Annotated in this window: 22 protein-coding genes; 12 read left to right on the forward strand and 10 right to left on the reverse strand. The window is 56.9% G+C overall.

The features are described 5' to 3' along the window. The first annotated feature begins 103 nt into the window (after positions 1 to 103). From sapC to F3J36_RS04170, 5 genes are all read left to right on the forward strand, one after another. Positions 104 to 994 (forward strand): putrescine export ABC transporter permease SapC, encoded by an 891-nt coding sequence (sapC, locus tag F3J36_RS04150; protein ID WP_021505967.1) that lies wholly within the window; start codon positions 104 to 106, stop codon positions 992 to 994. Then, the gene (gene sapD, locus F3J36_RS04155; protein WP_021505966.1) at positions 994 to 1,989 is read left to right on the forward strand and encodes a putrescine export ABC transporter ATP-binding protein SapD; all 996 of its coding nucleotides are present in this window, start codon (positions 994 to 996) and stop codon (positions 1,987 to 1,989) included. Before sapC ends, sapD begins: the two co-directional genes overlap by 1 nt. Further along, positions 1,989 to 2,792, forward strand: a complete 804-nt coding sequence (gene sapF, locus F3J36_RS04160; RefSeq protein ID WP_058758607.1) for a putrescine export ABC transporter ATP-binding protein SapF — start codon at positions 1,989 to 1,991, stop codon at positions 2,790 to 2,792. Before sapD ends, sapF begins: the two co-directional genes overlap by 1 nt. A 141-nt stretch (positions 2,793 to 2,933) precedes the next feature. Beyond that, positions 2,934 to 3,722: an enoyl-ACP reductase FabI gene (gene fabI / locus F3J36_RS04165; RefSeq protein ID WP_021505963.1), complete on the forward strand. Its 789-nt coding sequence runs from the start codon at positions 2,934 to 2,936 to the stop codon at positions 3,720 to 3,722. A 195-nt stretch (positions 3,723 to 3,917) separates the two neighbouring features. After that, on the forward strand, positions 3,918 to 5,048 hold the full coding sequence (locus F3J36_RS04170; protein WP_166718989.1) for an oxidoreductase: 1,131 nt from the start codon (positions 3,918 to 3,920) through the stop codon (positions 5,046 to 5,048). Here the strand turns inward: F3J36_RS04170 and F3J36_RS04175 are convergent. Together F3J36_RS04175 and F3J36_RS04180 are read right to left on the reverse strand one after the other, a co-directional pair. Then, positions 5,045 to 5,941 (reverse strand): LysR family transcriptional regulator, encoded by an 897-nt coding sequence (locus F3J36_RS04175; RefSeq protein ID WP_058758655.1) that lies wholly within the window; start codon positions 5,939 to 5,941, stop codon positions 5,045 to 5,047. The two genes, F3J36_RS04170 and F3J36_RS04175, sit on opposite strands and share 4 nt — an antisense overlap. A 188-nt stretch (positions 5,942 to 6,129) precedes the next feature. Further along, a complete protein-coding gene (locus F3J36_RS04180; RefSeq protein ID WP_166718990.1) occupies positions 6,130 to 7,719 on the reverse strand; it encodes a PTS transporter subunit EIIC in 1,590 nt (529 codons plus the stop codon). A gap of 247 nt (positions 7,720 to 7,966) precedes the next feature. Here F3J36_RS04180 and F3J36_RS04185 point away from each other — a divergent pair, with 247 nt between their 5' ends. From F3J36_RS04185 to pdeR, 5 genes are all read left to right on the forward strand, one after another. Then, positions 7,967 to 10,276: an FdhF/YdeP family oxidoreductase gene (locus tag F3J36_RS04185; protein WP_166718991.1), complete on the forward strand. Its 2,310-nt coding sequence runs from the start codon at positions 7,967 to 7,969 to the stop codon at positions 10,274 to 10,276. A gap of 126 nt (positions 10,277 to 10,402) precedes the next feature. Then, positions 10,403 to 12,337: an exoribonuclease II gene (locus F3J36_RS04190; protein WP_166718992.1), complete on the forward strand. Its 1,935-nt coding sequence runs from the start codon at positions 10,403 to 10,405 to the stop codon at positions 12,335 to 12,337. Between the two features lie 185 nt (positions 12,338 to 12,522). Next, entirely contained in the window at positions 12,523 to 14,589 is a 2,067-nt protein-coding gene (locus F3J36_RS04195) for a carbon starvation CstA family protein (protein WP_059012964.1), read from the forward strand. Further along, a complete protein-coding gene (locus F3J36_RS04200; protein ID WP_058774631.1) occupies positions 14,582 to 14,878 on the forward strand; it encodes a YbdD/YjiX family protein in 297 nt (98 codons plus the stop codon). Before F3J36_RS04195 ends, F3J36_RS04200 begins: the two co-directional genes overlap by 8 nt. A gap of 153 nt (positions 14,879 to 15,031) precedes the next feature. After that, positions 15,032 to 17,017 (forward strand): cyclic di-GMP phosphodiesterase, encoded by a 1,986-nt coding sequence (pdeR, locus tag F3J36_RS04205; RefSeq protein ID WP_058758614.1) that lies wholly within the window; start codon positions 15,032 to 15,034, stop codon positions 17,015 to 17,017. A 15-nt stretch (positions 17,018 to 17,032) separates the two neighbouring features. Here the strand turns inward: pdeR and F3J36_RS04210 are convergent, their stop codons facing one another. The 3 genes from F3J36_RS04210 to F3J36_RS04220 form a co-directional block, all read right to left on the reverse strand. Next, on the reverse strand, positions 17,033 to 17,899 hold the full coding sequence (locus F3J36_RS04210) for a crotonase/enoyl-CoA hydratase family protein (RefSeq protein WP_021505954.1): 867 nt from the start codon (positions 17,897 to 17,899) through the stop codon (positions 17,033 to 17,035). 293 nt (positions 17,900 to 18,192) lie between these two features. Continuing rightward, a complete protein-coding gene (gene araD, locus F3J36_RS04215; protein WP_088517172.1) occupies positions 18,193 to 18,891 on the reverse strand; it encodes an L-ribulose-5-phosphate 4-epimerase in 699 nt (232 codons plus the stop codon). A 221-nt stretch (positions 18,892 to 19,112) separates the two neighbouring features. After that, positions 19,113 to 21,188 (reverse strand): Ig-like domain-containing protein, encoded by a 2,076-nt coding sequence (locus F3J36_RS04220; RefSeq protein WP_166718993.1) that lies wholly within the window; start codon positions 21,186 to 21,188, stop codon positions 19,113 to 19,115. Positions 21,189 to 21,669: 481 nt separating this feature from the next. Here F3J36_RS04220 and osmB point away from each other — a divergent pair, with 481 nt between their 5' ends. After that, on the forward strand, positions 21,670 to 21,885 hold the full coding sequence (gene osmB / locus F3J36_RS04225) for an osmotically-inducible lipoprotein OsmB (protein WP_031279061.1): 216 nt from the start codon (positions 21,670 to 21,672) through the stop codon (positions 21,883 to 21,885). A gap of 69 nt (positions 21,886 to 21,954) precedes the next feature. Here osmB and yciH read toward each other — a convergent pair whose 3' ends face one another. From yciH to pgpB, 5 genes are all read right to left on the reverse strand, one after another. After that, positions 21,955 to 22,278, reverse strand: coding sequence for a stress response translation initiation inhibitor YciH (gene yciH, locus F3J36_RS04230; RefSeq protein ID WP_021505951.1), 324 nt, complete (start codon positions 22,276 to 22,278; stop codon positions 21,955 to 21,957). Then, positions 22,278 to 22,985, reverse strand: coding sequence for an orotidine-5'-phosphate decarboxylase (gene pyrF, locus F3J36_RS04235; RefSeq protein WP_166718994.1), 708 nt, complete (start codon positions 22,983 to 22,985; stop codon positions 22,278 to 22,280). The genes yciH and pyrF overlap by 1 nt, the downstream gene beginning before the upstream one ends. 205 nt (positions 22,986 to 23,190) lie before the next feature. Beyond that, positions 23,191 to 24,360, reverse strand: a complete 1,170-nt coding sequence (gene lapB, locus F3J36_RS04240; protein WP_166718995.1) for a lipopolysaccharide assembly protein LapB — start codon at positions 24,358 to 24,360, stop codon at positions 23,191 to 23,193. Between the two features lie 6 nt (positions 24,361 to 24,366). Then, positions 24,367 to 24,672: a LapA family protein gene (locus tag F3J36_RS04245; protein WP_058771279.1), complete on the reverse strand. Its 306-nt coding sequence runs from the start codon at positions 24,670 to 24,672 to the stop codon at positions 24,367 to 24,369. 126 nt (positions 24,673 to 24,798) lie between these two features. Beyond that, positions 24,799 to 25,563, reverse strand: a complete 765-nt coding sequence (gene pgpB / locus F3J36_RS04250) for a phosphatidylglycerophosphatase B (protein ID WP_021505947.1) — start codon at positions 25,561 to 25,563, stop codon at positions 24,799 to 24,801. 230 nt (positions 25,564 to 25,793) lie between these two features. Here pgpB and ribA point away from each other — a divergent pair, with 230 nt between their 5' ends. After that, positions 25,794 to 26,387 (forward strand): GTP cyclohydrolase II, encoded by a 594-nt coding sequence (ribA, locus tag F3J36_RS04255; protein ID WP_058758620.1) that lies wholly within the window; start codon positions 25,794 to 25,796, stop codon positions 26,385 to 26,387. Positions 26,388 to 26,419: the final 32 nt, after the last annotated feature.

Here is a 26,419-nt window from a genome sequence, read left to right on the forward strand (position 1 = left end):
TATAAATGAAATTGCTGGTTCCGTTTCCTTGCCTGTAACTGCGGTATCGGCTGATAATCCTGTCATTGGCAATCAATAGCGATTTTAACCATCAAGCGAGCTTATGCCCTCAGATAACATCTACGCCGAGAAGCGGCTGCCGAGTGCGTTTCGCCTCAGCTGGCAGCGCTTTTATCGCGATACCAGCGCCATGATTGGCCTGTACGGCTTCGGCATCCTGCTGTTTCTCTGTCTGTTCGGCGGGCTGCTGTCCCCTTACGGTATCGACCAGCAGTTTCTCGGCTATCAGCTATTGCCGCCGTCGTGGTCGCGCTACGGCGATGTCTCCTTCTTTCTCGGCACTGACGATCTCGGGCGCGATGTGCTAAGCCGTTTACTGAGCGGCGTGGCACCGACGGTTGGCTCTGCGCTGCTGGTAACGGTGCTGGCAGCAATCTGCGCGCTGCTGCTGGGCGTGCTGGCGGGGATTACCCACGGTTTGCGCTCGGCGGTGATGAATCACGTGCTGGATACGCTGCTGTCGATTCCCTCTCTGCTGCTGGCGATTATCGTGGTGGCCTTTCTTGGCCCGCGGCTGGAGCATGCGATGCTGGCGGTACTGCTGGCGCTGATCCCGCGTCTGGTGCGCGAAATTTACACGGCGGTGCATGATGAGATGGAAAAAGAGTATGTGGTGGCGCTACGGCTGGATGGCGCGCGCAACCTGAATATTCTGTGGAATGCGGTGCTGCCAAACGTCCTGCCGCTGCTGGTCAGTGAATTTACCCGCTCGCTGTCGATGGCGATCCTCGACATCGCCGCGCTCGGCTTTCTTGACCTCGGCGCGCAGCTGCCCTCGCCCGAATGGGGTGCGATGCTGGGTGACGCGCTGGAGCTGATTTACGTGGCGCCGTGGACGGTGATGCTGCCGGGTGCCGCGCTGATGGTAAGCGTATTGATTGTTAACCTGCTGGGCGATGGCATCCGTCGCGCCGTCGCTGCGGGAGTGGAATAATGCCGTTACTGGACATCCGAAATCTGACCATTGAATTCATGACCGCTGAAGGTCCGGTGAAAGCGGTCGATCGCATCAATCTGACGCTAAACGAGGGCGAAGTGCGTGGCCTGGTGGGCGAATCCGGCTCGGGGAAAAGTCTGGTGGCGAAAGCCATCTGCGGCGTGACCAAAGATAACTGGCGCGTCACCGCCGACCGCATGGTGTTCGATGATATCGATCTGCTGCGCCTGTCGCCGCGCGAACGGCGGCGTATCGTTGGCCATAACGTGTCGATGATTTTTCAGGAGCCGCAATCCTGTCTCGACCCTTCTGAAAGTGTCGGCCGCCAGCTGATGCAGGCCATTCCACGCTGGACCTTTAAAGGCCGCTGGTATCAGCGCCTGTGGTTCTGGCGCAAAGAGCGCGCCATTGAGCTGCTGCACCGCGTCGGCATTAAAGATCACAAAGACATCATGCGCAGCTTCCCGTATGAGCTGACCGAAGGCGAATGTCAGAAGGTGATGATCGCTATCGCGCTGGCTAATCAGCCGCGCCTGCTGATTGCCGATGAGCCGACCAATGCCATGGAGCCCACCACGCAGGCGCAGATTTTCCGTCTGCTGAGCCGCCTCAATCAGAATAACAACACCACGATTTTGCTGATCAGCCATGACCTGCGCACCATGAGTCAGTGGGCGGACCGCATCAACGTGATGTACTGCGGACAAACGGTGGAAACCGCGCAGAGTGACGATCTGATGGAAACGCCGCACCATCCGTATACTCAGGCGCTGATCCGCGCCATGCCCGACTTTGGCCGCGCGCTGCCGCATAAAAGCCGCCTGAATACGCTGTCCGGCGCGATACCGTCGCTGGAACATCTGCCGATTGGCTGCCGTCTCGGTCCGCGCTGCCCTTACGCGCAGCGTAAATGCATCGAAACGCCGCGCCTGAGCGGCACTAAAGCGCATCTTTATGCCTGTCACTTCCCGCTGAATATGGAGAGCCAATAATGGAAACCCTGCTGGAAGTGCGCAACCTGAGCAAAACCTACCGCTACCGCACCGGGCTGTTCCGACGCCAGCATGTTGAAGCGGTGAAAAACGTCAGTTTTACCCTGCGCGAAAAGCAGACGCTGGCCATTATCGGCGAGAACGGTTCGGGCAAATCCACGCTGGCGAAGATGCTGAGCGGCATGGTGGCGCCAAGCGAAGGCGAGATGCTGATTGACGATCACCCGCTTAGCTACGGCGACTACGGCTACCGCAGCCAACGGATTCGCATGATTTTTCAGGATCCGTCGACGTCGCTCAATCCGCGCCAGCGCGTCAGCCAGATCCTTGATTTTCCGCTGCGGCTGAATACCGATCTTGATGATGAAGCACGCGAAAAGCGCATCATTGCCACGCTGCGTCAGGTCGGGCTGCTGCGCGACCACGCCGGCTATTATCCGCACATGCTGGCCCCCGGCCAGAAGCAGCGTCTGGCGCTGGCGCGCGCGCTGATTCTGCAGCCGAAGGTGATTGTCGCCGATGAAGCCCTCGCCTCGCTGGATATGACTATGCGTTCGCAGCTGGTGAACCTGATGCTGGAGCTGCAGGAGAAACACGGCATCGCCTATATTTATGTTACTCAGCATCTTGGCATGATGAAGCACATCAGCGATCAGGTGCTGGTGATGCATCAGGGCGAAGTGGTGGAGCGCGGCGGCACCGCTGACGTGCTGGCCTCGCCGCTGCACGACTTAACCAAACGGCTGATTGCCAGCCATTTTGGCGAAGCGTTAACCGCCGAGGCGTGGCGGCGCGAGCGTTGAGTGCTACGGCCGTAGCGGAAAACGCGGCGCGATTTACCCCATTTGATACAGACGTGCTAGAATCCGCACGTCGATTAACGTCGGTCGCACAATTTTTAATCATCGCGACCGCCAACAACAATGACCATAAGGATTACAGCTATGGGTTTTCTTTCCGGTAAGCGCATTCTGATTACTGGCGTTGCCAGTAAACTTTCCATCGCCTACGGTATTGCGCAGGCGATGCACAAACAGGGCGCAGAACTGGCTTTCACCTACCAGAACGACAAACTGAAAGGTCGCGTGGAAGAGTTCGCTAAAGAACTGGGTTCAGACATTGTTCTGCCGTGCGATGTGGCAGAAGACGAGAGCATCACTGCCCTGTTCACTGAACTGGCAAAAACCTGGCCGAAATTTGACGGCTTTGTTCACTCCATCGGCTTCGCCCCGGGCGACCAGCTGGATGGCGACTACGTGAACGCCGTTACCCGTGAAGGCTTCAAAATCGCGCACGACATCAGCGCCTACAGCTTTGTAGCGATGGCCAAAGAGTGCCGCGCGATGCTGAACCCGAACGCAGCACTGCTGACCCTCTCTTACCTGGGTGCAGAGCGCGCTATCCCGAACTACAACGTGATGGGTCTGGCGAAAGCGTCGCTGGAAGCCAACGTGCGTTACATGGCGAACGCGATGGGTCCGGAAGGCGTGCGTGTTAACGCCGTGTCTGCCGGTCCAATCCGTACCCTGGCTGCATCAGGCATCAAAGATTTCCGTAAGATGCTGGCACACTGCGAAGCGGTAACCCCGATTCGTCGTACCGTCACCATCGAAGACGTGGGTAACTCTGCGGCCTTCCTGTGCTCAGACCTGGCGGGTGGTATCACCGGTGAAGTGGTGCACGTCGATGGCGGCTTCAGCATTGCCGCGATGAACGAGCTGGAACTGAAATAAGTTCTGCGGGCGAGCCAGGTGCTCGCCCTTTTTCTTTTCTCTCCCCCGCCTTATAGCCACACGCTATTAATTATTCCCCATCATTCTTTTGCCGTGGACAGCCGTTCAGCGACGATAAGCTAGCCCTTGAGTGGCGATGCGCTTTTCAGATTTGCCCGTTGTGCACTCAGTCCGTTTTTTGCGAAAGGAATGACCATGGAACACCGCCGTTCTCCCGGCCATGACCACTGGTTTTATGAAAGCCAGACTCGCCCGCATACGTCCGCTGCTGCTCCCCTGGTTCCCGAAGCCGCTCATATTGATGACCGTTTTCTGCTCGGCCTGCAGCAGGAAGCCAGCGCACTGCAGCCGTTGCTGCAGCGCTTTCAGCCAGTGCTACAGGCGGCACGCGACCTGAGCCATACCCTGCTGCCCGATGCGGTCAGCACCTCGCTGACCCACACGCTAACGCTGTACGATCGTCTCAGCACCGCATTGACGGTGGCGCAGGTGGCTGGCGTGCAGCGGCTATGCAATCACTACTCGGCGCGGCTTAATCCGCTGCCGGGACCGGATTCTTCGCGCGAAAGCAATAATCGCCTGACGCAAATCACGCAGTATGCGCGCCAGCTGGCGATGCAGCCTGAGCTGATTACCGCCAGCAGCATCAGCGCGCTGGATGCGGTAGGCCTGACTGAACCCGATATCGTTACGCTCAACCAGCTAGTAGGTTACGTCAGCTATCAGGCGCGCGTGGTCGCCGCGCTTCAGGCGATGATGGGCCTGCCGGTGCGCTGGATCCCTGGCGTCACGCCGCCCGCCGACGCCGATGCGGCGCTGTTCGGTCAGGCTACTGCCTGGCAGCACGCCATCAAGCCGGTTGAGCTGCGCTATGCCAGCGCTGACCAGCTGGCGGCGGTGACCTTTTGTCAGGGTATGCCCGGACTCGACGACGCTGTCTGGCTGCTGGTGCACGATGCTCAGGCGCTGTATGGCTGGGCGACGCTGCGTCAGCGGCTTGAGGCTTATGGTGGGGAAGAGGAACAGCTGGCGCAGGCAGTCAGCGCGCGCGTGCTGGGCTGCCGACGCCAGTTCGCGCAGCTGGCGAACGGCTGGCGCACGCGTTTGCTGCACGATGTGGATCAGGCCAGCGATGACAGCCTGACGCAGCAGGTAATCGCGCTGAGCGCCCAGCTTACCCGGCTGCCGGAGCGCTTCAGTGCCGCCCATCTGCAGCCGCTGTTAAACGCGGGCTGGGGCAGCGAGCGCCTGTTCACACTGATGCAGGCGGTGGCATTTGCCAGCTGGCAGGATCGACTGCTGATGGCGCTGGGCGAAGCGCGCTAATCCGCCAGGTGGCGTCGTGCTTCGTCAAAGAAGTGCTGCGACAGCGGCGACGCCCTGCCCGGCTCAGCAATCACCAGTGCCGCCTGACGTCCCATCGGCGCGATATCAATTGGCCGGCGCGCCAGATGGTGTAGCATTTCCGGTAGCAGATGGCCGCAGGGCGACACCATGACGCCCAGGCCAACCTGCGCACTCTGAATCAGCTGCATCACCGAGGCGCTTTCTACAATCACCCGCGGCAGCACCCCGGTTTCACGCAGCTGTCCGTCGAGGTAGCGGCGGAAATAGCGCGTGGGCTCGGCGAGGCACAGCGGCTGGCTCGCCAGCGTGTGCAGCGACAGCCGCTCATGCTGCAGCAGCGCCGGGAAGTGGTCGGGATGGAAAATCGCTTCCACGCCGCGATCGTTGAGCAGTGCGGTCTGGAAATGCAGTTCCCGCAGTGACGTCAGCTCAAAAAAGCCGATACCGCCGTCCACGGTGTGGCTGTTAAGCGCTTCCAGCAGTTGATCGGCGCTCATGGCGGAAACGCGATAGTCGAGCTGCGGATAGCGCGCTTCCACCGCTTTCAGTAACGCCGGCAGCGCCACGCTGCACTGCGGCATCACGCCCAGCCGCAGCGTGCCGTTGACGCCGTGCTTAAGCGACTCCACTTCCAGCTTCAGTCCCTGATACACCGAAACAATTTCGCGCGCCCACGTCAGCACGCGTTCCCCTTCCGGCGTGAAGCCGTCGAAGTTGTTGCTGCGATTGATCAGCGACAGCCCCAGCTCACGCTCAAGGTTTTTAAGCCGCATCGAGAGCGTGGGCTGGCTGACGAAGCTGGCCTCCGCCGCGCGGCCAAAATGGCGTTCGCGCTCCAGATTGCACAGGTAAATCAATTGCTTGATGTCGATTTTCTTATCCACCGTCGAATTTTTATCGCGTTATGGTAGCAAAACTCGTCGCGCCCCAACGCGCACTCAGCGAAGAAATTTCTGCGTTGTCAGGCGGATTGCTCAGGCGGATAGCGGGTGATATATACAAGGAGACGCGGCGGGTCGCCACCGGCCGCGACCCGCATGATTAACGGTACCGCCCGGCATCAGGCGACGCCGAGCGCACTTTTCACCTCGTTAGCGATCTTCTCGACCTGCGGCCCGTAGATCACCTGCACATCGTGCTCGCTGACGCGATTAACCCCGTTAGCGCCGGTCGACAGCAGCGTTTGATCCACCACTTCTTTCATCTCTTTGACCCGCACGCGCAGGCGAGTGAAGCAGCAATCGACGTCCTCTATATTGGCCTCTCCGCCCAGCCCGCTGATGATCACACGGGTGCGTTCATCCGCCGCCACCTGCTGCGGTTTGGCTTCCTCTTCGGATTCGCGCCCCGGCGTTTCCACCTGCATCCGGGTAATCACCAGGCGAAAGCCCCAGTAATAAATCGGCGCATAAATGGCGCCCAGCACCAGCGTCCACCACCAGTGGGTTTTGCTGCCGCCGAGAATGCCAAACACCAGCAGATCAATCGCGCCGCCCTGCACGTTACCGATCATCAGGTGCAGCATCGACATCAGCATAAACGACAGGCCGGTCAGCAGGGCGTGCATCACGTACAACACCGGCGAGACGAAGATGAAGCAGAACTCCAGCGGTTCAGTGATGCCGGTGGTAAACGAGGTCAGCGCGCCGGCCAGCACCAGCGCTTTGACCCGCTGTTTATGTTCAGGTTTGGCAGTGTGATAGATGGCCAGCGCGGCGGCGGGCAGACCGAACATCATCACCGGGATTTTGCCCTGGGCGAGAAACTGCGTGGCGGTACGCACGGTGTCGTCCGGAATCGCGCCGGGATGGGTCAGCGAGGTGTTGAAAATATTCAGCGCGCCGACGATGGTCTGGCCGTCCACCGTCGCCATGCCGCCAATCGGCGTAAAGCGCACGGTTTCATTGAGGATGTGATGCAGGCCGGTCGGGATCAGCAGGCGCTCGCAGGCGCCGAGCAAAAAGGCGCCGTACTGACCGCTTTTACCGATCATCTGGCCGACCCACGCAATGCCCTGACCGATGGTTGGCCAGATAAGCGCCAGCAGCACGCCCGTCAGCGGCAGCACCACCACCGTCACGATGGGCACAAAGCGACGCCCGCCAAAAAAGCTGATCGCCGTGGGCAACTGCTGGGTATAGAAGCGGTTGTGCAGCATCACAGTGAGCAGGCCGGCAATCACCCCGCCCAGCACGCTCATGTTGTAGGTAAAAATGCCGAGCATATCGATGTACTCGGCTGACGTCATCATGGCGCTGGTCTGGTCCATGCCCGCCTGCTGCAGCGCCTCGGGCGTGGTGGTGGCTGCCGTCAGCCCTTTCGCCGCCAGCGTGGCGCTGATCCCCACATTCATGGCGATATAGCCAATCACTGCCGCAAACGCGGCGGTGGGTTTCTCCGCTTTGGCCAGCCCAATCGCGCTGGCGACGGCAAAAAATACCGGCAGGTTGGCAAACAGCGCGCCCGCCACTTTACGAATAAAACCGATGATCAACTGCGGCACCTGCAAACTGGCAAATGCTTCACCGGTGATCGCCGGATTCTGCAACGCGGCGGCCAGACCGAGAAAGATACCGGCGGCAGCAATGACGGAGATCGGCATCATTAAGGCTTTGCCGAATGCGTGAACCTGACTGGCAAGTTGCTTCATGGAGCGCGCCCTTTTGCTAACGGAAAGAGCAATTATTAGCCACTATTTGGCCGCGCACTTACCCGCCGGCGCGCGGCAGCGGATAATTTATGATGGCGATCACGCTTTCACCCCTGGCGCGCGATAAACGTTAACTATCGCACCATTAAGTCAATCAATTAGACAACTTTTGCCGTCAGTCGCACACTTCTCACCAACAGAAGTCATATTCTGATAACAATTCATAAACAATAAGCCTGCGACTATCATGAAATTTAAACGTAAGATTCAGCCCTATCGCGCCGCTGCGGGCGGCTGGGGCTCGCTGGAAGCCACCACCCGTTTTGTCCTTGACAGTAAAGCCGCCCTGAAAAACATGCGTAACCTGATGCGCATGAACAAAGCGCGCGGCTTTGACTGCCCGGGCTGTGCCTGGGGCGATGATAACAAGAGCACCTTCAGCTTCTGCGAAAACGGCGCGAAAGCCGTGACCTGGGAAGCGACACGCCGCGTCGTCGAGCCAGAATTTTTTGCCCAGCACAGCGTCAGCACCCTGTATCAGCAGAGCGACTATTTCCTTGAGTATCAGGGCCGTCTGACCCACCCGATGCGCTACAACAGCGCGACCGATCACTATGAGCCGATTAGCTGGGATGACGCCTTTGCGCTGATCGCGCAGCATTTGCAGGCGATGGATCATCCGGATCAGCTGGAGCTGTACACCTCCGGTCGCGCCAGCAATGAAGCCTCGTGGCTGTACCAGCTGTTTGGCCGCGTGCTGGGTACCAACAATTTCCCTGACTGTTCCAACATGTGCCACGAAGCCAGCGGCACCGGACTGAAACGCAGCATTGGCGTCGGTAAAGGCACCATTCGCCTGGACGATTTCGACCACGCTGATGCGATTTTTGTCTTTGGTCAGAACCCCGGCACCAACCATCCACGCATGCTGCACAGCCTGCGTCACGCCGCCGATCACGGCGCCAGAATCGTGACCTTCAATACCCTGCGCGAGCGCGGCCTGGAACGTTTTGCCGATCCGCAGAAGCCGCTGGAAGTGGTGACGTCGATGGCTGGCAACATCAGTTCTGCCTATTATCAGCCTAACCTCGGCGGCGATATGGCGGCGGTGCGCGGCATGGTTAAAGCGCTACTGGAAGAGCAGCGTAAACGGCTGGCCGCCGGTGAAAAAGGCATATTCGATCAGGCCTTTATTGACGCCAACACCCAGGGCGTTGAGCAGTATCTGGCGGCCGTCGATGAGACCCGCTGGGAACAGATTGTGCAGCAGTCGGGCCTGAGCGAAGCGCAGATTCGCGAAGCCGCCGCCATTTACCAGAGCGCCGAACGGGTGATCATCACCTGGGCGATGGGCATTACTCAGCACAAACACTCGGTCGATACCGTACGGGAAATCGTTAACCTGCAGCTGCTGTTTGGCCAGCTCGGCAAACAGGGCGCGGGCCTGTGTCCGGTGCGCGGCCACAGTAACGTGCAGGGTAACCGCACCATGGGCATCGACGAGAAACCGTCGAAAGCGTTCCTCGATGCACTGGGCGCACATTTTGCTTTTGAACCGCCGCGCGAACACGGTCATAACACGGTTGAAGCGCTCAACGCCATGCTGCGTGATGAAGTCAAAGTGCTGATTGCGCTGGGCGGTAACCTCGCCGCGGCGGCGCCGGACTCACCGGTTACCGAAGAAGCGCTGCAGCACTGTGGTCTGACGGTACACATCAGCACCAAGCTGAACCGCAGCCATCTGGTACCGGGCCACGAAGGCCTGATTCTGCCGACGCTGGGCCGTACCGAGCGCGATCGCCAGGCCAGCGGCAACCAGTTCATCACCGTGGAAGATTCGTTCAGCATGGTGCACGCCTCAGAAGGTGTCGGTATTCCGCTGGCAGAGACGCAGCGTTCGGAAACAGCCATTGTGGCCGGTATCGCGCACGCGACACTGGGCAGCGACCACATCGACTGGCTCGGCATGGCCGCTGATTACAACGTCATTCGCGATCACATTGCGGCGACCATCCCCGGCTTCGCTGATTTTAACCGTCAGTGTGATATTCCCGGCGGCTTTTACCTCGGTAACGCAGCCGCAGAACTGCGCTTCAATACGCCATCGCGTCAGGCAGAATTCAGCGCGTCGGCACTGCCGACTTCGCTGTTCCCGCAGTTGGGCAATGACGTTGAAGTGCCGTTCACGTTGCAGACGCTGCGCTCACATGACCAGTACAACACCACCATTTATGGCCTGGATGACCGCTATCGCGGCGTATACGGTCAGCGTGAAGTGGTGTTTATCCATCCGGACGACATGGCGTCCCTCGGTTTCAGCGAAGGGCAGCTGGTCGACATTGAAACCCTGTGGAACGACGGTCTGACGCGTCGCGTCAGCGGCTTTAAGCTGGTGCCGTATAATATTCCGCGCGGTAACCTCGCCGCCTACTATCCGGAAACCAATCCGCTGGTACCGCTCTCCAGTTACGGTGACGGCAGCGGCACGCCCACCTCTAAATCGGTACCGGTGAAGCTGGCGCTGACCGCCGCCGCGCCCACCCAGCGTATCGCCTGAGTTCTGTGCGTTACCAGAAAGTAAAAAGCCGCGTAAAGCGGCTTTTTCGCCTGTTTTAGCCTTGCCGCGCGGACCTGATTCGCGTAAAACTGTCCACCGCTCTTAGGCCACGAAACTAAATATATTATGTTCCAGGATAACCCGCTGCTCGCGCAGCTGAAAGAGAAGCTTCACGCGCAGACCCCGCGCGCCGAAGGTGTTGTGAAAGGCACGGAAAAAGGCTTTGGCTTCCTCGAAGTTGACGCTCAGAAAAGCTACTTCATTCCCCCTCCGCAGATGAAGAAAGTGATGCACGGCGACCGCATTTCCGCCGTGATCCACACTGATAAAGACCGCGAGAGCGCGGAGCCGGAAACCCTGATTGAGCCGTTCCTGACGCGCTTTGTCGGCCGCGTGCAGAAAAAAGATGACCGCCTGTCTATCGTGCCGGATCATCCGCTGCTGAAAGACGCGATTCAGTGCCGTGCGGTGCGAGGCCTGACCCACGATTTCCAGAACGGTGACTGGGCCGTGGCAGAGATGCGCCGCCATCCGCTGAAAGGCGATCGCGGTTTCTATGCCGAACTGACCGAATTTGTTGTCACCGCGGACGATCACCTCGCGCCGTGGTGGGTCACGCTGTCGCGCCACAATCTGGAGCGCGAAGCGCCGGAAGTGGGCTTTGGCGAGATGCTTGACGAACAGCTACAGCGTGAAGATCTCACCGCGCTGAACTTTGTCACCATCGACAGCGCCAGCACCGAAGATATGGACGATGCGCTGTATGTTGAAGAGCTGGCAGAAGGCAAGCTGGCGCTGACCATCGCCATTGCCGACCCGACCGCTTACGTTGCCGCCGGCAGCGAACTCGACCAGCTGGCCTCCAGACGCGCCTTCACCAACTATCTGCCGGGCTTTAACATCCCGATGCTGCCGCGCGAACTGTCGGATGATGTCTGCTCGCTGCGCCCTAACGTCAGGCGTCCGGCGCTGGTGTGTCGCGTCACTGTGATGCCGGATGGCAGCCTGGCTGACGATGCCCACTTCTTTGCCGCGTGGATCGAATCCAAAGCCAAGCTGGTGTACGACGAAGTGTCGGACTGGCTGGAGAACAGCGGCAGCTGGCAGCCGGAAAATGACACCATCGCGCAGCAGATTCGCCTGCTGCATCGCCTGTGCCTGGCACGCGGCGAGTGGCGTCAGACGCACGCGCTGGTGTTCAAAGATCGCCCTGACTACCGCTTCGTGCTGGGTGAGAAAGGCGAAGTGCTGGATATTATTGCGGAACCGCGCCGCATCGCTAACCGCATCGTGGAAGAAGCGATGATCCTCGCCAACGTCTGCGCCGCTAAAGTGCTGCAGGAGAAGCTTGGCTTCGGTATCTACAACCTGCACACCGGTTTCGACCAGGCGAATGCGGAACAGGCGGCTGGCGTGCTGGCTGGTCACGGTATCACTGTTGATCCGCAGGCCATTACCACGCTGGAAGGCTTCCGTCAGCTGCGTCGTCAGCTTGATGCGCAGCCAACCCAGTATCTCGACAGCCGCATTCGTCGTTTCCAGAGTTTCGCCGAAATCAGCACCGAACCGGGCCCGCACTTTGGCCTCGGCCTCGACGCCTACGCGACCTGGACGTCACCGATTCGTAAATTCGGCGATATGATCAACCATCGTCTGCTGAAGGCTATCGTGCGCGGTGAAAGCATTGCGCGGCCACAGGATGACGTGACCCTGATCATGAGTGAGCGTCGCCGTCTCAACCGCATGGCCGAACGCGATGTCGGTGACTGGCTGTACGCGCGCTTCCTCGCGCCGTTTGCCGGCACTGACCGTAAATTCAGCGCGGAGATCATCGACGTTTCGCGCGGCGGCATGCGCGTGCGCCTGCTGGAGAACGGTGCGGTCGCCTTTATCCCTGCCCCGTTCATTCACGCCGTACGTGACGAACTGGTATGCTCGCAGGAGAGCGGCACCGTGCAGATCAAAGGTGAAGTGGCCTACCGCGTGACCGATGTGATTGATGTGACCATCGCCGAAGTGCGCATGGAAACACGCAGCGTGGTGGCCCGTCCGGCCGCCTGAGCATGAAATCGTGCGGGATAACAGCCGTTATCCCGCATTTTTCCCCGCCCGCCTGAGCAGTTGTTAAATTTGTTTCCCGCTTCACACTTCTGATCCGATTCCCTGTCGTTAACAATTCATTACATTACTTTTAACTTGTTGTATTCCGATCGCCTTTTTTCCCGGTCCCTACAAGGAGTTAACTCATGAACAACGTCAGAACCGGATTGATCTGGTTAGCGGTGGCGTTAATTGGTGCGGCTGCGTTCGCCATGCTGGCGCTCAGTCGCGGCGAGCACGTTAATGCCGTCTGGCTGGTGATCGCCTCCGTCGCCTGCTATAGCATCGCGTATCGCTTCTACAGCCTGTTTATCGCCAGGCGCATTTTTGAGCTGGACGACCGGCGCCGCACGCCGGCAGAGCGCTTCAATGACGGGCTGGACTATGTTCCTACCAACAAATGGGTGCTGTTTGGCCACCACTTTGCCGCCATCGCCGGTGCCGGTCCGCTGGTCGGGCCGATCCTGGCGGCGCAGATGGGTTTTCTGCCCGGCACCATCTGGATTCTGGTCGGCGTGATGCTGGCCGGCGCGGTGCAGGATTTTCTGGTGCTGTTTATCTCCACGCGCCGCGACGGTCGTTCGCTGGGTGAGATGGCGCGCCAGGAACTGGGCTCGTTCGCCGGCGTGGTCACCATGCTCGGTGCGCTCGGTGTGATGATCATTATTCTCTCCGCGCTGGCGCTGGTGGTGGTGAAAGCGCTGGCTAACAGTCCGTGGGGGCTGTTTACCATCGCCGCCACCATTCCGATTGCCCTGTTCATGGGCGTGTATATGCGCTTTCTGCGTCCGGGCAAAATCGCCGAAGTGTCGATCATCGGCTTTGTGCTGATGATGGCGGCGATCATTTACGGCGGTGACGTGGCGGCCGATCCGTACTGGGGACCGATTTTTACCCTGAAAGGCACCGAGCTGACGTGGGTGCTGGTGATCTACGGTTTTGTTGCCTCGTCGCTGCCGGTGTGGCTGCTGCTGGCGCCGCGTGATTACCTCTCCACCTTCCTGAAAATCGGCGTGATCATCGGGCTGGCGGTGGGCATTCTGTTCGCCATGCCGGAACTGAAGATGCCGGCGGTGACGCGCTTTATCGACGGCACGGGGCCGGTATTCTCCGGCGCGCTGTTCCCGTTCCTGTTTATCACCATTGCCTGCGGCGCGATCTCCGGCTTCCACGCGCTGGTGTCGAGCGGTACGACGCCAAAACTGGTGGAGCGCGAAAGCCATATTCGCTTTATCGGCTATGGCGCCATGCTGATGGAGTCCTTTGTGGCGATCATGGCGCTGATTTGTGCCTCGGTGCTCGATCCGGGCGTCTACTTTGCCATGAACTCACCGGCGGCGCTGATTGGCACCACGGTGGAGAACGCATCTCAGGTAATTAATGGCTGGGGCTTTGTGGTGACGCCGGAGATGCTGAGCGGTATCGCCGGTGAAGTGGGCGAAAGCACCATTCTCTCCCGCGCCGGTGGCGCACCGACGTTTGCCGTCGGGATGGCGCATATCATCACCGAGGTGTTTAACAGCCGCGCAATGATGGCGTTCTGGTATCACTTCGCCATTCTGTTTGAGGCGCTGTTTATCCTCACCGCCGTGGATGCCGGTACCCGCGCCTGCCGTTTTATGGTGCAGGATCTGGTCGGGACCGTGGTGCCTTCGCTGGCTAACAACCGCTCGTGGCTCGGAAACATGGCCGGTACCACCGTGGCGGTGGCCGGCTGGGGTTTCTTCGTGTATCAGGGCGTGGTCGATCCGCTCGGCGGCATCAATACGCTGTGGCCGCTGTTTGGCATCGGTAACCAGATGCTGGCGTCGATGGCGCTGATCCTCGGTACCGTGGTGCTGTTCAAAATGAAAAAGCAGCGTTACGCCTGGGTGACGATTGTGCCTACCGCCTGGCTGTTTATCACCTCCATGACCGCCGGCTGGCAGAAAATTTTCCATGAGAAACCGTCAATTGGTTTCCTCGCGCAGGCCAGTAAGTTCCGTAAAGGTCTCGATGAGGGCGTGATTATCGCACCGGCGAAAACCGTGGCCGACATGCAAACCATCGTGTTCAGCAATCAGATCAACGCGGCGCTGTGCGGCTTTTTCATGCTGGTCGCGGTAACCATGCTGATTGCGGCGTTCTTCGTGATCCGGCGCGCGCTGCGCAGTTCAGTGCCGACCACCCATGAGTCGGACGTGTCACTGCGTCAGGAGGTGCGCAATGTCTGAGGCCATTTTACGCTGGAAAAAGCCGCACGCGGGCTGGCAAATTCAGCAGTGCTTACCGCTCGCTGCCCGCGCCCCTGCCGCGCCGCGCTCACGCTGGCAGCGTCTGTGGCAGGGATTACAGCAGAGCTTCCGGTTAATGGTGGGCGTACACGACTATCAAACTTATCTGAAGCATATGCGCGAAAAACATCCGGAACAAACCCCCATGGATGAGCGCGCCTTCCATCGTTACTGCCTGGAGGCGCGTTTTCCCAGCCAGGCGGGCAAACTCGGCAAGTGCCCGTGCTAACCTTTCAGCCCCGGAATCCGGGGCTTTTTCGTGCCATTCTTTAATAAAAACAAAAATATATTCAGTTTGCATCTTGTGCTGGCGCAGGAGGTTGAATACTGTTGCTAAAATAATGAGATACCCCTGCTGCGCATTCCTCCGGAGGAAGTTTCCATGACCGATGAACAAGGGCAAACGTTGCTATATACCTTGTTTGGCACAACCAGCCCTCATTGGCGTTTAACTTCAGATAGCGATGCGCTGCATTTTGCCGAAGATGAAAATGCCAATACCAATATGGCGGTGCCCCTGACGCCGGCTCAGGCCAGTCTACTGCGTGCCATGACGGTAATTACTTCCAGCATCAACCTGACACTTTCACTGCACGGCTCGCCAGTGCCGATGCACTTTGTCGGCCGTAAAGTGAATCAGTCCACCTGGGCCGGCACTGCATCCGCCTGGGGCGATACCTCGTCGGTGGCGCGCGATTTAACCCTTGGCCTCTCCTTCGCCGAACAGGTGGTGTCAGAAGCGAATTCGGTGATCGTCATCCTCGATCAGCGCGGCAACATTCAGCGTTTTAACCGCCTGAGCGAAGAGTACACCGGCCTGAAAGAGCAGGAAGTGATTGGCCGCAATGTGTTTCAGCTGTTTATGACCAAGCAGGAAGCGCAGGCGTCGCGCCGCAATATCGCCGGCTTCTTTCGCGACGGCAACTCCTACGAAGTGGAGCGCTGGGTTAAAACCCGAAAAGGTCAGCGACTGTTTCTGTTTCGTAATAAGTTCGTCCACAGCGGTAGCGGAAAAAATGAAATTTTCCTCATCTGTTCCGGAACCGACATCACAGAAGAGCGTCGGGCGCAGGAGCGCTTACGCGTTATGGCCAACACCGACACGGTGACCGGCCTGCCGAATCGCAACGCTATCCATCAGCAAATTAGCCTGGCACTGGAGTTGGCTAACGGCAGCCAGACCGGCGTGGTTTACCTCGATCTCGACAATTTTAAAAAGGTAAACGATGCCTACGGCCATATGTTTGGCGACCAGCTGCTGCAGGCGGTGTCGCTGGCGATCCTCAGCTGTCTCGGCAAGGACCAAACGCTGGCGCGCCTCGGCGGTGATGAATTTGTGGTACTGGCTGAGCACACCAGTCAGGCGGCGCTGGAGGCGATGGCCTCACGCATTCTGGAGCGGCTGCGTCAGCCGTTCCGTATCGGACTGATCGAAGTCTACAGCGGCTGCTCGATTGGTATCGCCCTCGCCCCGCTGCATGGTGAAGATCGCGAAAGTCTGATTCGTAACGCCGATACCGCGATGTACCACGCTAAAGAGAACGGGCGTGGCAAATTCTGCGTGTTCGCCAGCGAGATGAACCAGCGCGTATTTGAATATCTGTGGCTGGATACCAATCTGCGCAAAGCGCTGGAGCAGGATCATCTGGTGGTGCACTATCAGCCGAAGATCGATCGTGACGGCGAAGTGCGCAGTGCCGAGGCGCTGGTACGCTGGAATTCACCTGAACGCGGCCTGGTGCCGCCTGGCGATTTCATCTCTTACGCGGAAGAGTCCGGACTGATTGTGCCGCTCGGGCGCTGGGTGATGCTGAACGTGCTGCAGCAAATCGTTAAATGGCGCAGCGAAGGCATTTACCTGCGCGTTGCTGTCAACGTTTCCGCCAAGCAGCTGATCGACCAGAGCATCTACAGTGACCTGAAACAGGCGCTGAGCGAAGCGGGCATCAGTGAGTGCCCGATAGACATCGAGCTGACGGAAAGCTGCCTGATCGAGAATGAGGCCGGTGCGCTGAAGCTGATGAAACAGTTTCAGGAGTTAGGCGCACAGGTGCATCTGGATGATTTCGGCACGGGCTACTCCTCGCTCTCCCAGCTGGCGCGCGTGCCGATCGATGCGATTAAGCTGGATCAAAGTTTTGTGCGCAATATCAACAAGCAACCGGTATCGCAGTCGCTGGTGCGCGCGATCGTTGCCGTGGCGAAAGCCCTGGATTTACAGGTCATTGCCGAAGGCATCGAAACCAAAGCCGAAGAGAAGTTTGTGCTGACCAACGGTGTCGATGGGCGTCAGGGTTATTATTATGCGAAACCAATGCCCGCAGAGCAGCTCGGGCATTGGCTGGCTAAGCATCCTGCCCGCGTTTAACGTCTTAGCGTACTGCTAACCGGCTTTACGCAGTGATGCGCTGTGACGATTTTGCAGCTGTACCAGACGTTCCATGTAGGCAATATCTTTCGGTTCCAGCGTGAAAGCATAGTCGACCCAATCCTCAGTAATATCCATCAGTTCTGCCCGTGACAGCTGCAGCACGCGCTGTCGCGCTTTCAGCATGGCACGGACTCCATTCAGTTTTGGCCGCAGCGTATCGATGAAGGTACGCGTGGTGCGGTAGCTGTCACCGGGCTGGAACACTTTGTCGACCAGACCACGGGTTTCATACCACTCTGCGCTGTGCGACTCCCCTTCACAGATCAGCTCTTCGGCCAGCTTCATCCCGGAGCGGCGTGCCACCAGTGAGTAGCCGCCCATGCCGGGGAACAGGTTGAAGGCAATTTCCGGGAAGCCCATACGCGCACTGTTCTGCGCCAGAATGAAGTGGTGCGCCAGCGCTGCTTCAAAACCGCCGCCTAAGGCACTGCCCTCAATCATCGCCAGCGTCACTGCGCCGGTATCAAACCCACGGGCCGCCGAATGGATGCAGTCAACACAGGCGCGGGCGTAGGCGCGCAGTGCTTCACGGCGGTTGTTGCGAATGCATTCGACAAAGAAACGCAAATCGCCCCCGGCGTTAAACATCTGCGGCACCAGCGATCCGGTCACCCAGAAATCAATCGGCAGACCGGAACGCTGGGCGGCGTAGCTCAGGTTCATGATCTCCTCGATTAATTCGTGGTTGAAACTGGGGCGCGGCTGCGCGCGCAGCATCATCCACATGGTATGTCGACCTTCCTCATAATAGGCGGCGAGTTGTGTGGTTTGGCCGACTTCGGTAAACAGGCGGCAGGTTGGTTGGTTAATTACTGTCATCGTCTCATCCTCTATTTATGTGATGCGTTAAACGCCACATCAGCGTAATGCAGAGTGAGGCCAGACCAAATGAGAGTTTGATTTATAACGTAAAATCCAGAGAGATCCCCGAGCACCTGCCTGAGGAAAGATTAGCGGGCTTACTTAATGACGGCGCAACAGCCGGCAAGCGCATTAAAACGCTTAACGCATGGTGAATAAACGACAGCATTAACAGTCCCCGTCTCGTCCGGGCACGCAATCCCCTTAAATAAAAAAGGCACCCGCCGGTGCCTTGAGAAAACATCATGCGCTCAGCCTTGCCCATACCAGGCGTTCTTCCCGTGCTTGCGCAGATAGTGCAGGTCAAGCAGGGTCTGAGCGATAGGCGGCAGCTCCGCGCGCAGCTGCTCAGTGTGCAACGCCATGTACGCCACCTCTTCCAGCACCACCGCACTGTGCACCGCGCTATGTGCATCTTTCCCCCAGGCAAACGGCCCGTGGGAGTTCACCAGCGCAGCAGGAATCGCGCCGGGCTCGATGCCGCGCTGCGCAAAGGTTTCAATGATGACCTGGCCGGTGTGCCATTCATATTCCTGCTCAATCTCTGCCCGATGCATCGCGCGGGTGCAGGGAATGGTGCCATAGAAATCGTCAGCGTGCGTGGTGCCCCATGCAGGGATGTCCCTGCCCGCCTGTGCCCAGATGGTGGCATGGCGCGAATGAGTGTGCACGATGCCGCCAATCTCCGGCCACGCCAGATACAGTGCGCGGTGTGTCGCGGTATCCGAGGATGGCCGCAGCTGGCCCTCCACGACATTGCCGCTTTCCAGCTCGACCACCACCATGTCGTCGCGCTGCATCTGCTCATATTTAACGCCCGAGGGTTTGATCACTAGCAGCCCGCGCTCGCGGTCTACCGCACTGACATTGCCCCACGTAAAGGTCACCAGGTTGTAACGCGGCAGGTCGAGATTGGCCTCCAGAACCTGCTGTTTCAGCGCTTCCAGCATTGTGTTTTCTCCGCCATACAGTCATCACTGAATTGTGCGGAGCCACCGGTAAAAACGTTATGGAGAGAATGGCTGGATCAGCAGCGGAAAGTGGCTAAAGCGGGCAAAGTGTGGGGTTTAGCGCATTAGCCATATATTGTGGATCTGAATCGATAAAACGCCTCGTTGATGACAGTGCCGATGTCTGCCTTATCACGGCTAAACATCGGACCGATCAACCGTTAGTAATTGTTAAGCTCAACAATTATCCCCTGTTGTACAATGACTTCAGTATCGACATTGCCGCTATGCTGATAAACTTCATATTGTTCTCCAGCGATAGTGATGGTTCCGGCTGCTTTCGTCCAGTCATTTAAATCCGCCCCATCCTTCAACAGGTTTGATAACTCTATTTTTTGCGTTTCATTGCCGGAAATGAGCACCTGATTTTTCCCATCGTCTATAAACTTACTCACCGTTCCCCTGGTGAGCACATCATCGATATTGACACGTAAATCAAACTGCCGAACCTCATTGTCAGAAAAATCAGTGCCGGGCTTTTCTGAAATAAATTCACCAGCCAAATCAACAATAGAATCATCAAAATCCAGCATCTGGTTATTTGCATGGATATCATTCGCAGGAATTGCGGTTGTCATTTTGATATTATCTAAATAAACACCTGAGTTCTCATTAAGTGCCTCAACTTCAAAAAATTTGACAGGCGCACCAGAATAACGAGAAGTGTTATAACTTGTCCCGACATTGGGCCCGGAAAAATATTCGCTATGAAGAACTTTCCCTGCGGCATCCAGATACCTTACAACTACTGCATTTGCTCCATTAACCGACAACACATCCATAGAAAATTCAATTACTTCATTATCAAGCTCAAATTTGGTTCTGGAAGTAGTCCACCCATTACTCTGATAATCTCTATTAAGTGCCAGGGTTTTACTGCCATAGAAAGTAGTAATATGAGGCGTACCATGACCTGAATCACTAATGAGTTTAAAACCATTGAAATGCGTGCCTATTGCAACAGCACTCTCACTCTTATTTTCAAAATTTTCATTGAGTGTCTTAATAATGGTATCTGGCGTTACGTTCACGCTCCACTTATCTGAGGGTTGACTGGTATTTCCCGCTCCATCAGTGGCAATAACATGAAATTGATGCTCACCATTTTTCAAATCGATTGATGGTGTAAAAATCCAGTTGTTATTTATATCAGAAGTTACAGATCCGACTACATTCTGACCGTCATAAATAACCACCACACTTCCCTTTTCGGCGGTTCCGGACAGGGTGGGCCTCACATCGTCAGTCTTTCCACCGTTTGCAATATTGCCATGACTTTGACCAGCATCATCATAAACTGAATTAATGACTGGTTTACCAATTATTGTATCTACCAGAATATTCCAGTCAGATGACGCCTCACTATTTTCTCCTTCATCATTACTGGCAACAGCGTGGATGTTATGAACGCCGTCCAGCAAAGAACTGGCTGTGGTAATAGACCATAAGCCATTAGCATCAGCGCGTGTGCTACCAACGCCTTTGCCATCAATGTATAAAGTAATAATATTTCCAGCTTCAGCAGTACCATTTACAGTTGGGTGCTGATCATCAGTGACACCTCCATTATCTATGGCCCCCTGTAACGTGCCCACATTATCCGTTATGCCAGAAATAATCGGAGTGCTGACAGGGTTGCCATCAATAATGAGTTCAAATGGTGCTGATATTTCACTGATACGTTCCTTTTTAGCGAAGAGCTCTTTTGCTTGCAGTGTCAGATTGTGTTTGCCGTTGCTTAAATCCTCCATAGGTTCAAGCGTCCAGACACCATTATCATCGACTTTTGTACTACCAATTATCCTGTCGCCATCTTTGAGATAAACAATCGTGTTTTTTTGTGCAAATCCGGTCAGTGTTGGTCGTCGATCATCCGTAATATCTCCAGATTTCAACATGCCTGTTTCCTGTCCCTGATCGTCATACATCAAAATTAATTCAGGCACCAGCGGGGGCGTGGTATCAACAATCAACGTGCGCAAGGTGGGAATACTAGGATTACCCGCTTTATCCATGGTTTGAAAAGCCATATTATAATTACCATCTTCTATAGGCTCTGGAGGTTCCCAACTCCATTTTCCAGTGGCAGGGTTAATTTCTGTAGTATAGGTCTTATTGCCTATTGTAATGAACATTAAACCACCCTTGCCAATTTCCGAAGGAACCTCCCCAGAAAAAACAGGATGATTTGTATCTCGCTCCAGATATTCAACCTCTACGAATTTTAATATTTCCATGGTTAAGCCTCTTAAGTCACATCAATGAGAAGGAGGCATTTTGACCATAGAAGAATTTCCGGCTTATCAGAATTGTCTCTAAATAAGAAAATTCCCAACCAATAAATTATCTTTATTAATGATGTCGTCGATAGCCAGGCCCGGCGAAGGGAAAATTAATATTTCAGCGTATAAGGATTTCCAGGTAATAACATAAATATCAATTACTTATGCAGAAATCCTGTTATCAGCCCCCCAGAGTTGAGTCGGGATTTCAGAGTTTTCTTTCTGCATACACATCCGCTTACGCCTAGAATTATCTCAAGCCTGCGGCGGTACCAAAATGGTCTTTGCCAGCAGCGTGAACAACGCGCGCAAAGGGCTGCGCGCCAGCGTGCAGACTGAAGGAAAAGCACCGCCTGAGTGCATCGGGCGAACAACTTCAGGGCGTAACATCTATACTTAACGAGTTGCCTCTGAGCAAACCATCAAGGAGATGTCCATGACTACAACAATGAAACGCGTGACAGTTGCCGTGCTGGCAACGACGTTAGTGGTGGCCCTGAGCGGCTGTTCCAACTGGTCAAAACGTGACCGCAACACGGCGATTGGCGCCGGTGCCGGTGCTATTGGTGGATCGGTGCTCACCAACGGCAGCGCGCTGGGTACCGTCGGTGGCGCTGCGGTGGGCGGCATTATTGGCCATCAGGTTGATTAATAATAATATTGTAGCAGGCTACGCAGCGCATCTACGTCACATCGGGCCACCTTGCGTGGCCCGCTTTCATTAACCGCCCGCCAGTTTAACCTTCATGCCTTTGGCTTCCAGCAGCGTTTTAAGCAAATCGCGCTTATCGCCCTGAATCTCAATCACGCCCTCTTTCAGCGCCCCGCCGCAGCCACACTTCTTCTTAAGCTCGGCCGCCAGCTTTGCCAGCGCGTCATCATCGAGATCGATGCCGGTAATCAGGCACACGCCTTTACCTTTACGCCCGCTGGTCTGGCGCTGAATGCGCACGATGCCATCGCCTTTGGGTCGCTGCGGTTTCTCTTCGCTATGTGTAATACGGCCGGTTTCGGTGGAGTAAACCAGCGGATTGTCCTGAGCCATTAGCCCTCCTGTAAACTGTGCAGGATTTGTTGCAGCGTCTGCGCCGGGTCGGCAGATTGGGTGATCGGTCGCCCAATCACCATGTAATCCACGCCGGCCTGTTGTGCCTGCTGCGGCGTCATGATGCGACGCTGATCGCCGGCCTCGCTACCCACCGGGCGAATACCCGGCGTGACCAGCGCGAAATCCTGCCCGATAACCTGTTTGAAGTGCGCGGCTTCCTGCGCCGAGCACACCACGCCATCAAGGCCACACTCGCGCGTCAGTCGTGCCAGACGCTCAGCCTGCTGCGCCGGCGATAAGGTGATGCCAAGACCTTTGAGATCGTCTTCATCCATGCTGGTCAGCACCGTTACCGCAATCAGCAAGGGCGCATCACTGCCAAACGGCAGCAGCGCTTCGCGCGCCGCATTCATCATCCGCGTCCCGCCGCTGGCATGCACGTTGACCATCCACACGCCGAGATCCGCTGCCGCCGCGACCGCATGTGCCGTCGTGTTCGGGATGTCATGAAATTTGAGATCGAGGAATACCTCAAAACCGCGCGCCTGCAACGTCTTCACCAGCGACGGTCCAAACAGGGTAAACATCTCTTTACCCACTTTCAGACGGCACTGGCCCGGATCGATACGGTCAACGAACTGCAGTGCGCTATTGAGATCATGATAGTCGAGTGCCACCAGAATCGGTGAGTGAGTAACAGGCATAACGTTTCCTCAGAGGCTGGCACCCGCAGGCGCGATGGACAAACGGCAAGCATTCTACCCGTGCAACCCGGCCACGACAACGTTGCGACGGCGATTGCCTTGCTGATTGACGAGCTGATGCACAGTGCTGATGGTGCGATGATAAGGTCACTACTATTATGTTGTAACTACTATGCATCATAAATAATCCCCGAACACGGCCAGCTTACTGGCCGTCGAGTCCGCGAATCGGTTTAACGGAAGACCAGGCGCGGCACGATGGGCAGTGCCAGTAGAGGGCGTGCGCGGTGAAGCCGCACTTCTGACAGCGGTAGCGCGGTTTAGTACGAATCTGTTCGCCAACCATGTCGCGCAGCACCATCAGACTCTCTTTGGCGCGGCCATCTTCTGCCTCATGCAGGTGGAAATCCATCAGACGATGGAACACGCGCATGGTGGGATGGCGCTGCAGCTGACGGTTAATGTAGAGCTGTGCCGCTTCCGGCCCCTGCTGCTGCTCCAGAATGTCCGCCAGATAGAGTTCCGCCGCGGCACCGGTGTTCTCTTCAACGCAGCGTTGCAGGAACTGCGCCCAGCTGTCAGGCTGCTCCAGTCGCTGATAGCAGGTTTCCAGCATCGGCAGCGTTTCGCTCACCAGTTCTTTGTCCTGCTCCAGCACGCGCTGCAGCCGCTGCGCCGCTTTCGCGTATTCGCCCTGCTCCATCATGATACGTCCCATCATGATGGAAACGCGCGCGCTTTGGTGATCGGCCGCTTCACCCTTTTTCAACAGGCTCATGGCACGATCGAGGTCGTCACTGCTCAGCGCCTGCAGCGCCAGCTCGCAGTAGAAATGGGCGATTTCGCCCTTTTGCTTATCCTTGCCGAGTTTTACCAGCCGCTCCGCCACCTCGATGGCTTTCTGCCAGTCGCTGGTCGCCTGATGAATCAGCAGCAGTTGCTGCAGCGCGCTGATGCGAAAATCAGTTTCATCGATCAGCTGACTGAACATGTCTTCGGCGCGATCGTACAAGCCGGCGGCCATATAGTCGCGTCCCAGCTGCTGGATGGCCAGCAAACGCTGATCGTAGGTAAGCGACGCGCTTTCCATTAACGACTGGTGGATGCGGATGGCGCGGTCGACTTCGCCGCGCGAACGGAACAGGTTACCGAGCGTCAGGTGGGCTTCAACGGTACCGCTGTCCTCTTTCAACATATCGAGGAACAGATCGACCGCTTTATCCTGCTGATTAGAAAGGAGAAAGTTGACCCCTGCCACGTATTCGCGTGACAGACGGTTAGCTTCCTGTTGCTTATCCTGTTGCGCACTGCGGCGGCCCATATACCAGCCGTACGCCGCCGCGACAGGAAGAAGCAGAAACAGCAATTCAAGCATCGAACATTAATCCCGACGCACTGCAGTGGAGGTGCTATTTACCGCAGCAGATTGTTCATTTTGCGCCTGCATACGTTTCAGTTTGCGCTGTGCATGCGCCAGCGAAACACGAATGCGCAGCCAGAACAGGCCACAGATCGCCCAGCCCAGCAAAAATCCGGCACCAAACAGGCAGGCCAGCAAGGTTGAAATGCGGAATTCGCCCTGCGCCAGCAGATAGTTGAAGGTGACAATCTGGTCATTATGCGCTCCGAGCGTGACGGAGATGATGAAAATGACCAAAACCACGAGAAAAATCAGCAAATATTTCACAATGCGTCCTGTCGTGAGGTTATCCGGTAGAGTATGCCAAAAAAGTGCCGCCGTTGCTGCTTATCCGCGCAGCAGTTAGTGCCCTTTCTGCAAGTACAATCAATCATATGGGGGCAAAGGGAGAAATTACAATCCGTCATCGCGCCCGGCAATCTCACGCTGCTCTTCCGGCGGCACGCTGAGCGGGCCACAAAAGCGCTGCGCCAGCCAGGTTGCCAGCGTCACCAGCAGCCACGAGATCAGCGTCGCGACCACCAGATCGCGCGGCCAGTGCATGCCCAGTACCAGCCGGCTGCCCATGACCAGCGTAGCCCAGACAAACAGCACCACAACCGTGACAACATGCCGGCGCGGCCATAACAGGCCAATCACCAGCAGCGCCCAGCTGGCGGCAAACATGGTATGGCCAGACGGAAAAGCAAAGCCCGTCTCAAACGCCCAGTGATTTTTTAACCAGGCGGGCAGCTTTGTGTCATTGGCGAGCAAGGCGGACACCATTTCGCCGCGCTGCTGCCGTTTCAGCTGATAAAACTGCTGTTCGTTGACGCCGTGGCTGTGCTCAAGCCAGACCACATACGGCCGCGGCTCCTGCACCTGCTCTTTAATAAAGGTTTTGGTCGACTGACCGGCGAGAATCGCGCCGTTCATGATAATCAACAACAGAATGGCCGGCCGGAGGCGAAAGCGCAGGCACCACAGTACCCATCCGCTCAGAATCAGGCTGGTCAGCGTGCCCCACGGACTGGTGACGGTTTCGGTGATCCAGAACAGCACGCGCAACAGATGCCCGCTCTCCCCCGGTTGCCACTGCCAGCCGGAAAGCCATACGCCCAGCGGCATCAGCAATAATAAAAACGCGCCCAGCGTGGTGCGTTGCACAATTTTTAACATCTTGTCCCTTTATTGTTTCCCGACCTGACAGGCGTATTGCATAACTTTAGTCGAAAAAAGAATAACATACCCGTTGCGGCTTAGATAATTGTGCTTTATCACTACAATCACTCTGACTGATTAGCGGCCCTGGTTCAGGTTGTGGCACAATATCGGCAGTTTCGTCGGGCCAGTCGGGCCCGTGCGTTATCATGATGATAGCGCATCCTCTGAAGGTTCTGGAGAGTCACATGCAGCTGAAACGGGTAGCAGAAGCCAAACTGCCCACGCCATGGGGAGATTTCCTGATGGTTGGTTTTGAAGAACTGGCAACCGGCCACGACCACGTCGCGCTGGTTTATGGTGATATTAGCGATCATAATCCGGTGCTGGCGCGCGTCCACTCCGAATGTCTTACCGGCGATGCGCTGTTCAGCCTGCGCTGCGACTGCGGCTTCCAGCTGGAGGCAGCGCTGACCGCCATTGCGGAAGAAGGACGCGGCGTGCTGCTGTACCATCGTCAGGAAGGCCGCAACATCGGGCTGCTGAACAAAATTCGCGCCTATGCGTTGCAGGACAAAGGCTACGACACGGTGGAAGCGAACCACCAGCTGGGCTTTGCCGCCGATGAGCGTGACTTCACCCTGTGCGCCGACATGTTTAAACTGCTGGGCATCAATGAAGTGCGTTTGCTGACCAACAATCCGCGCAAAGTGGAGATCCTGTCAGAAGCGGGTATCAATATCGTTGAGCGCGTGCCGCTGATCGTTGGCCGTAACCCGAAAAATGCGCACTATCTCGATACGAAAGCCGAGAAGATGGGGCATCTGCTGCCGAAATCGTAACGCGGCGGTGCGCTCTCGCGTCATGCACTTTC

Source organism: Pantoea sp. Cy-640, from assembly GCF_011752635.1.
Taxonomy (GTDB): Bacteria; Pseudomonadota; Gammaproteobacteria; order Enterobacterales; family Enterobacteriaceae; genus Pantoea; species Pantoea dispersa.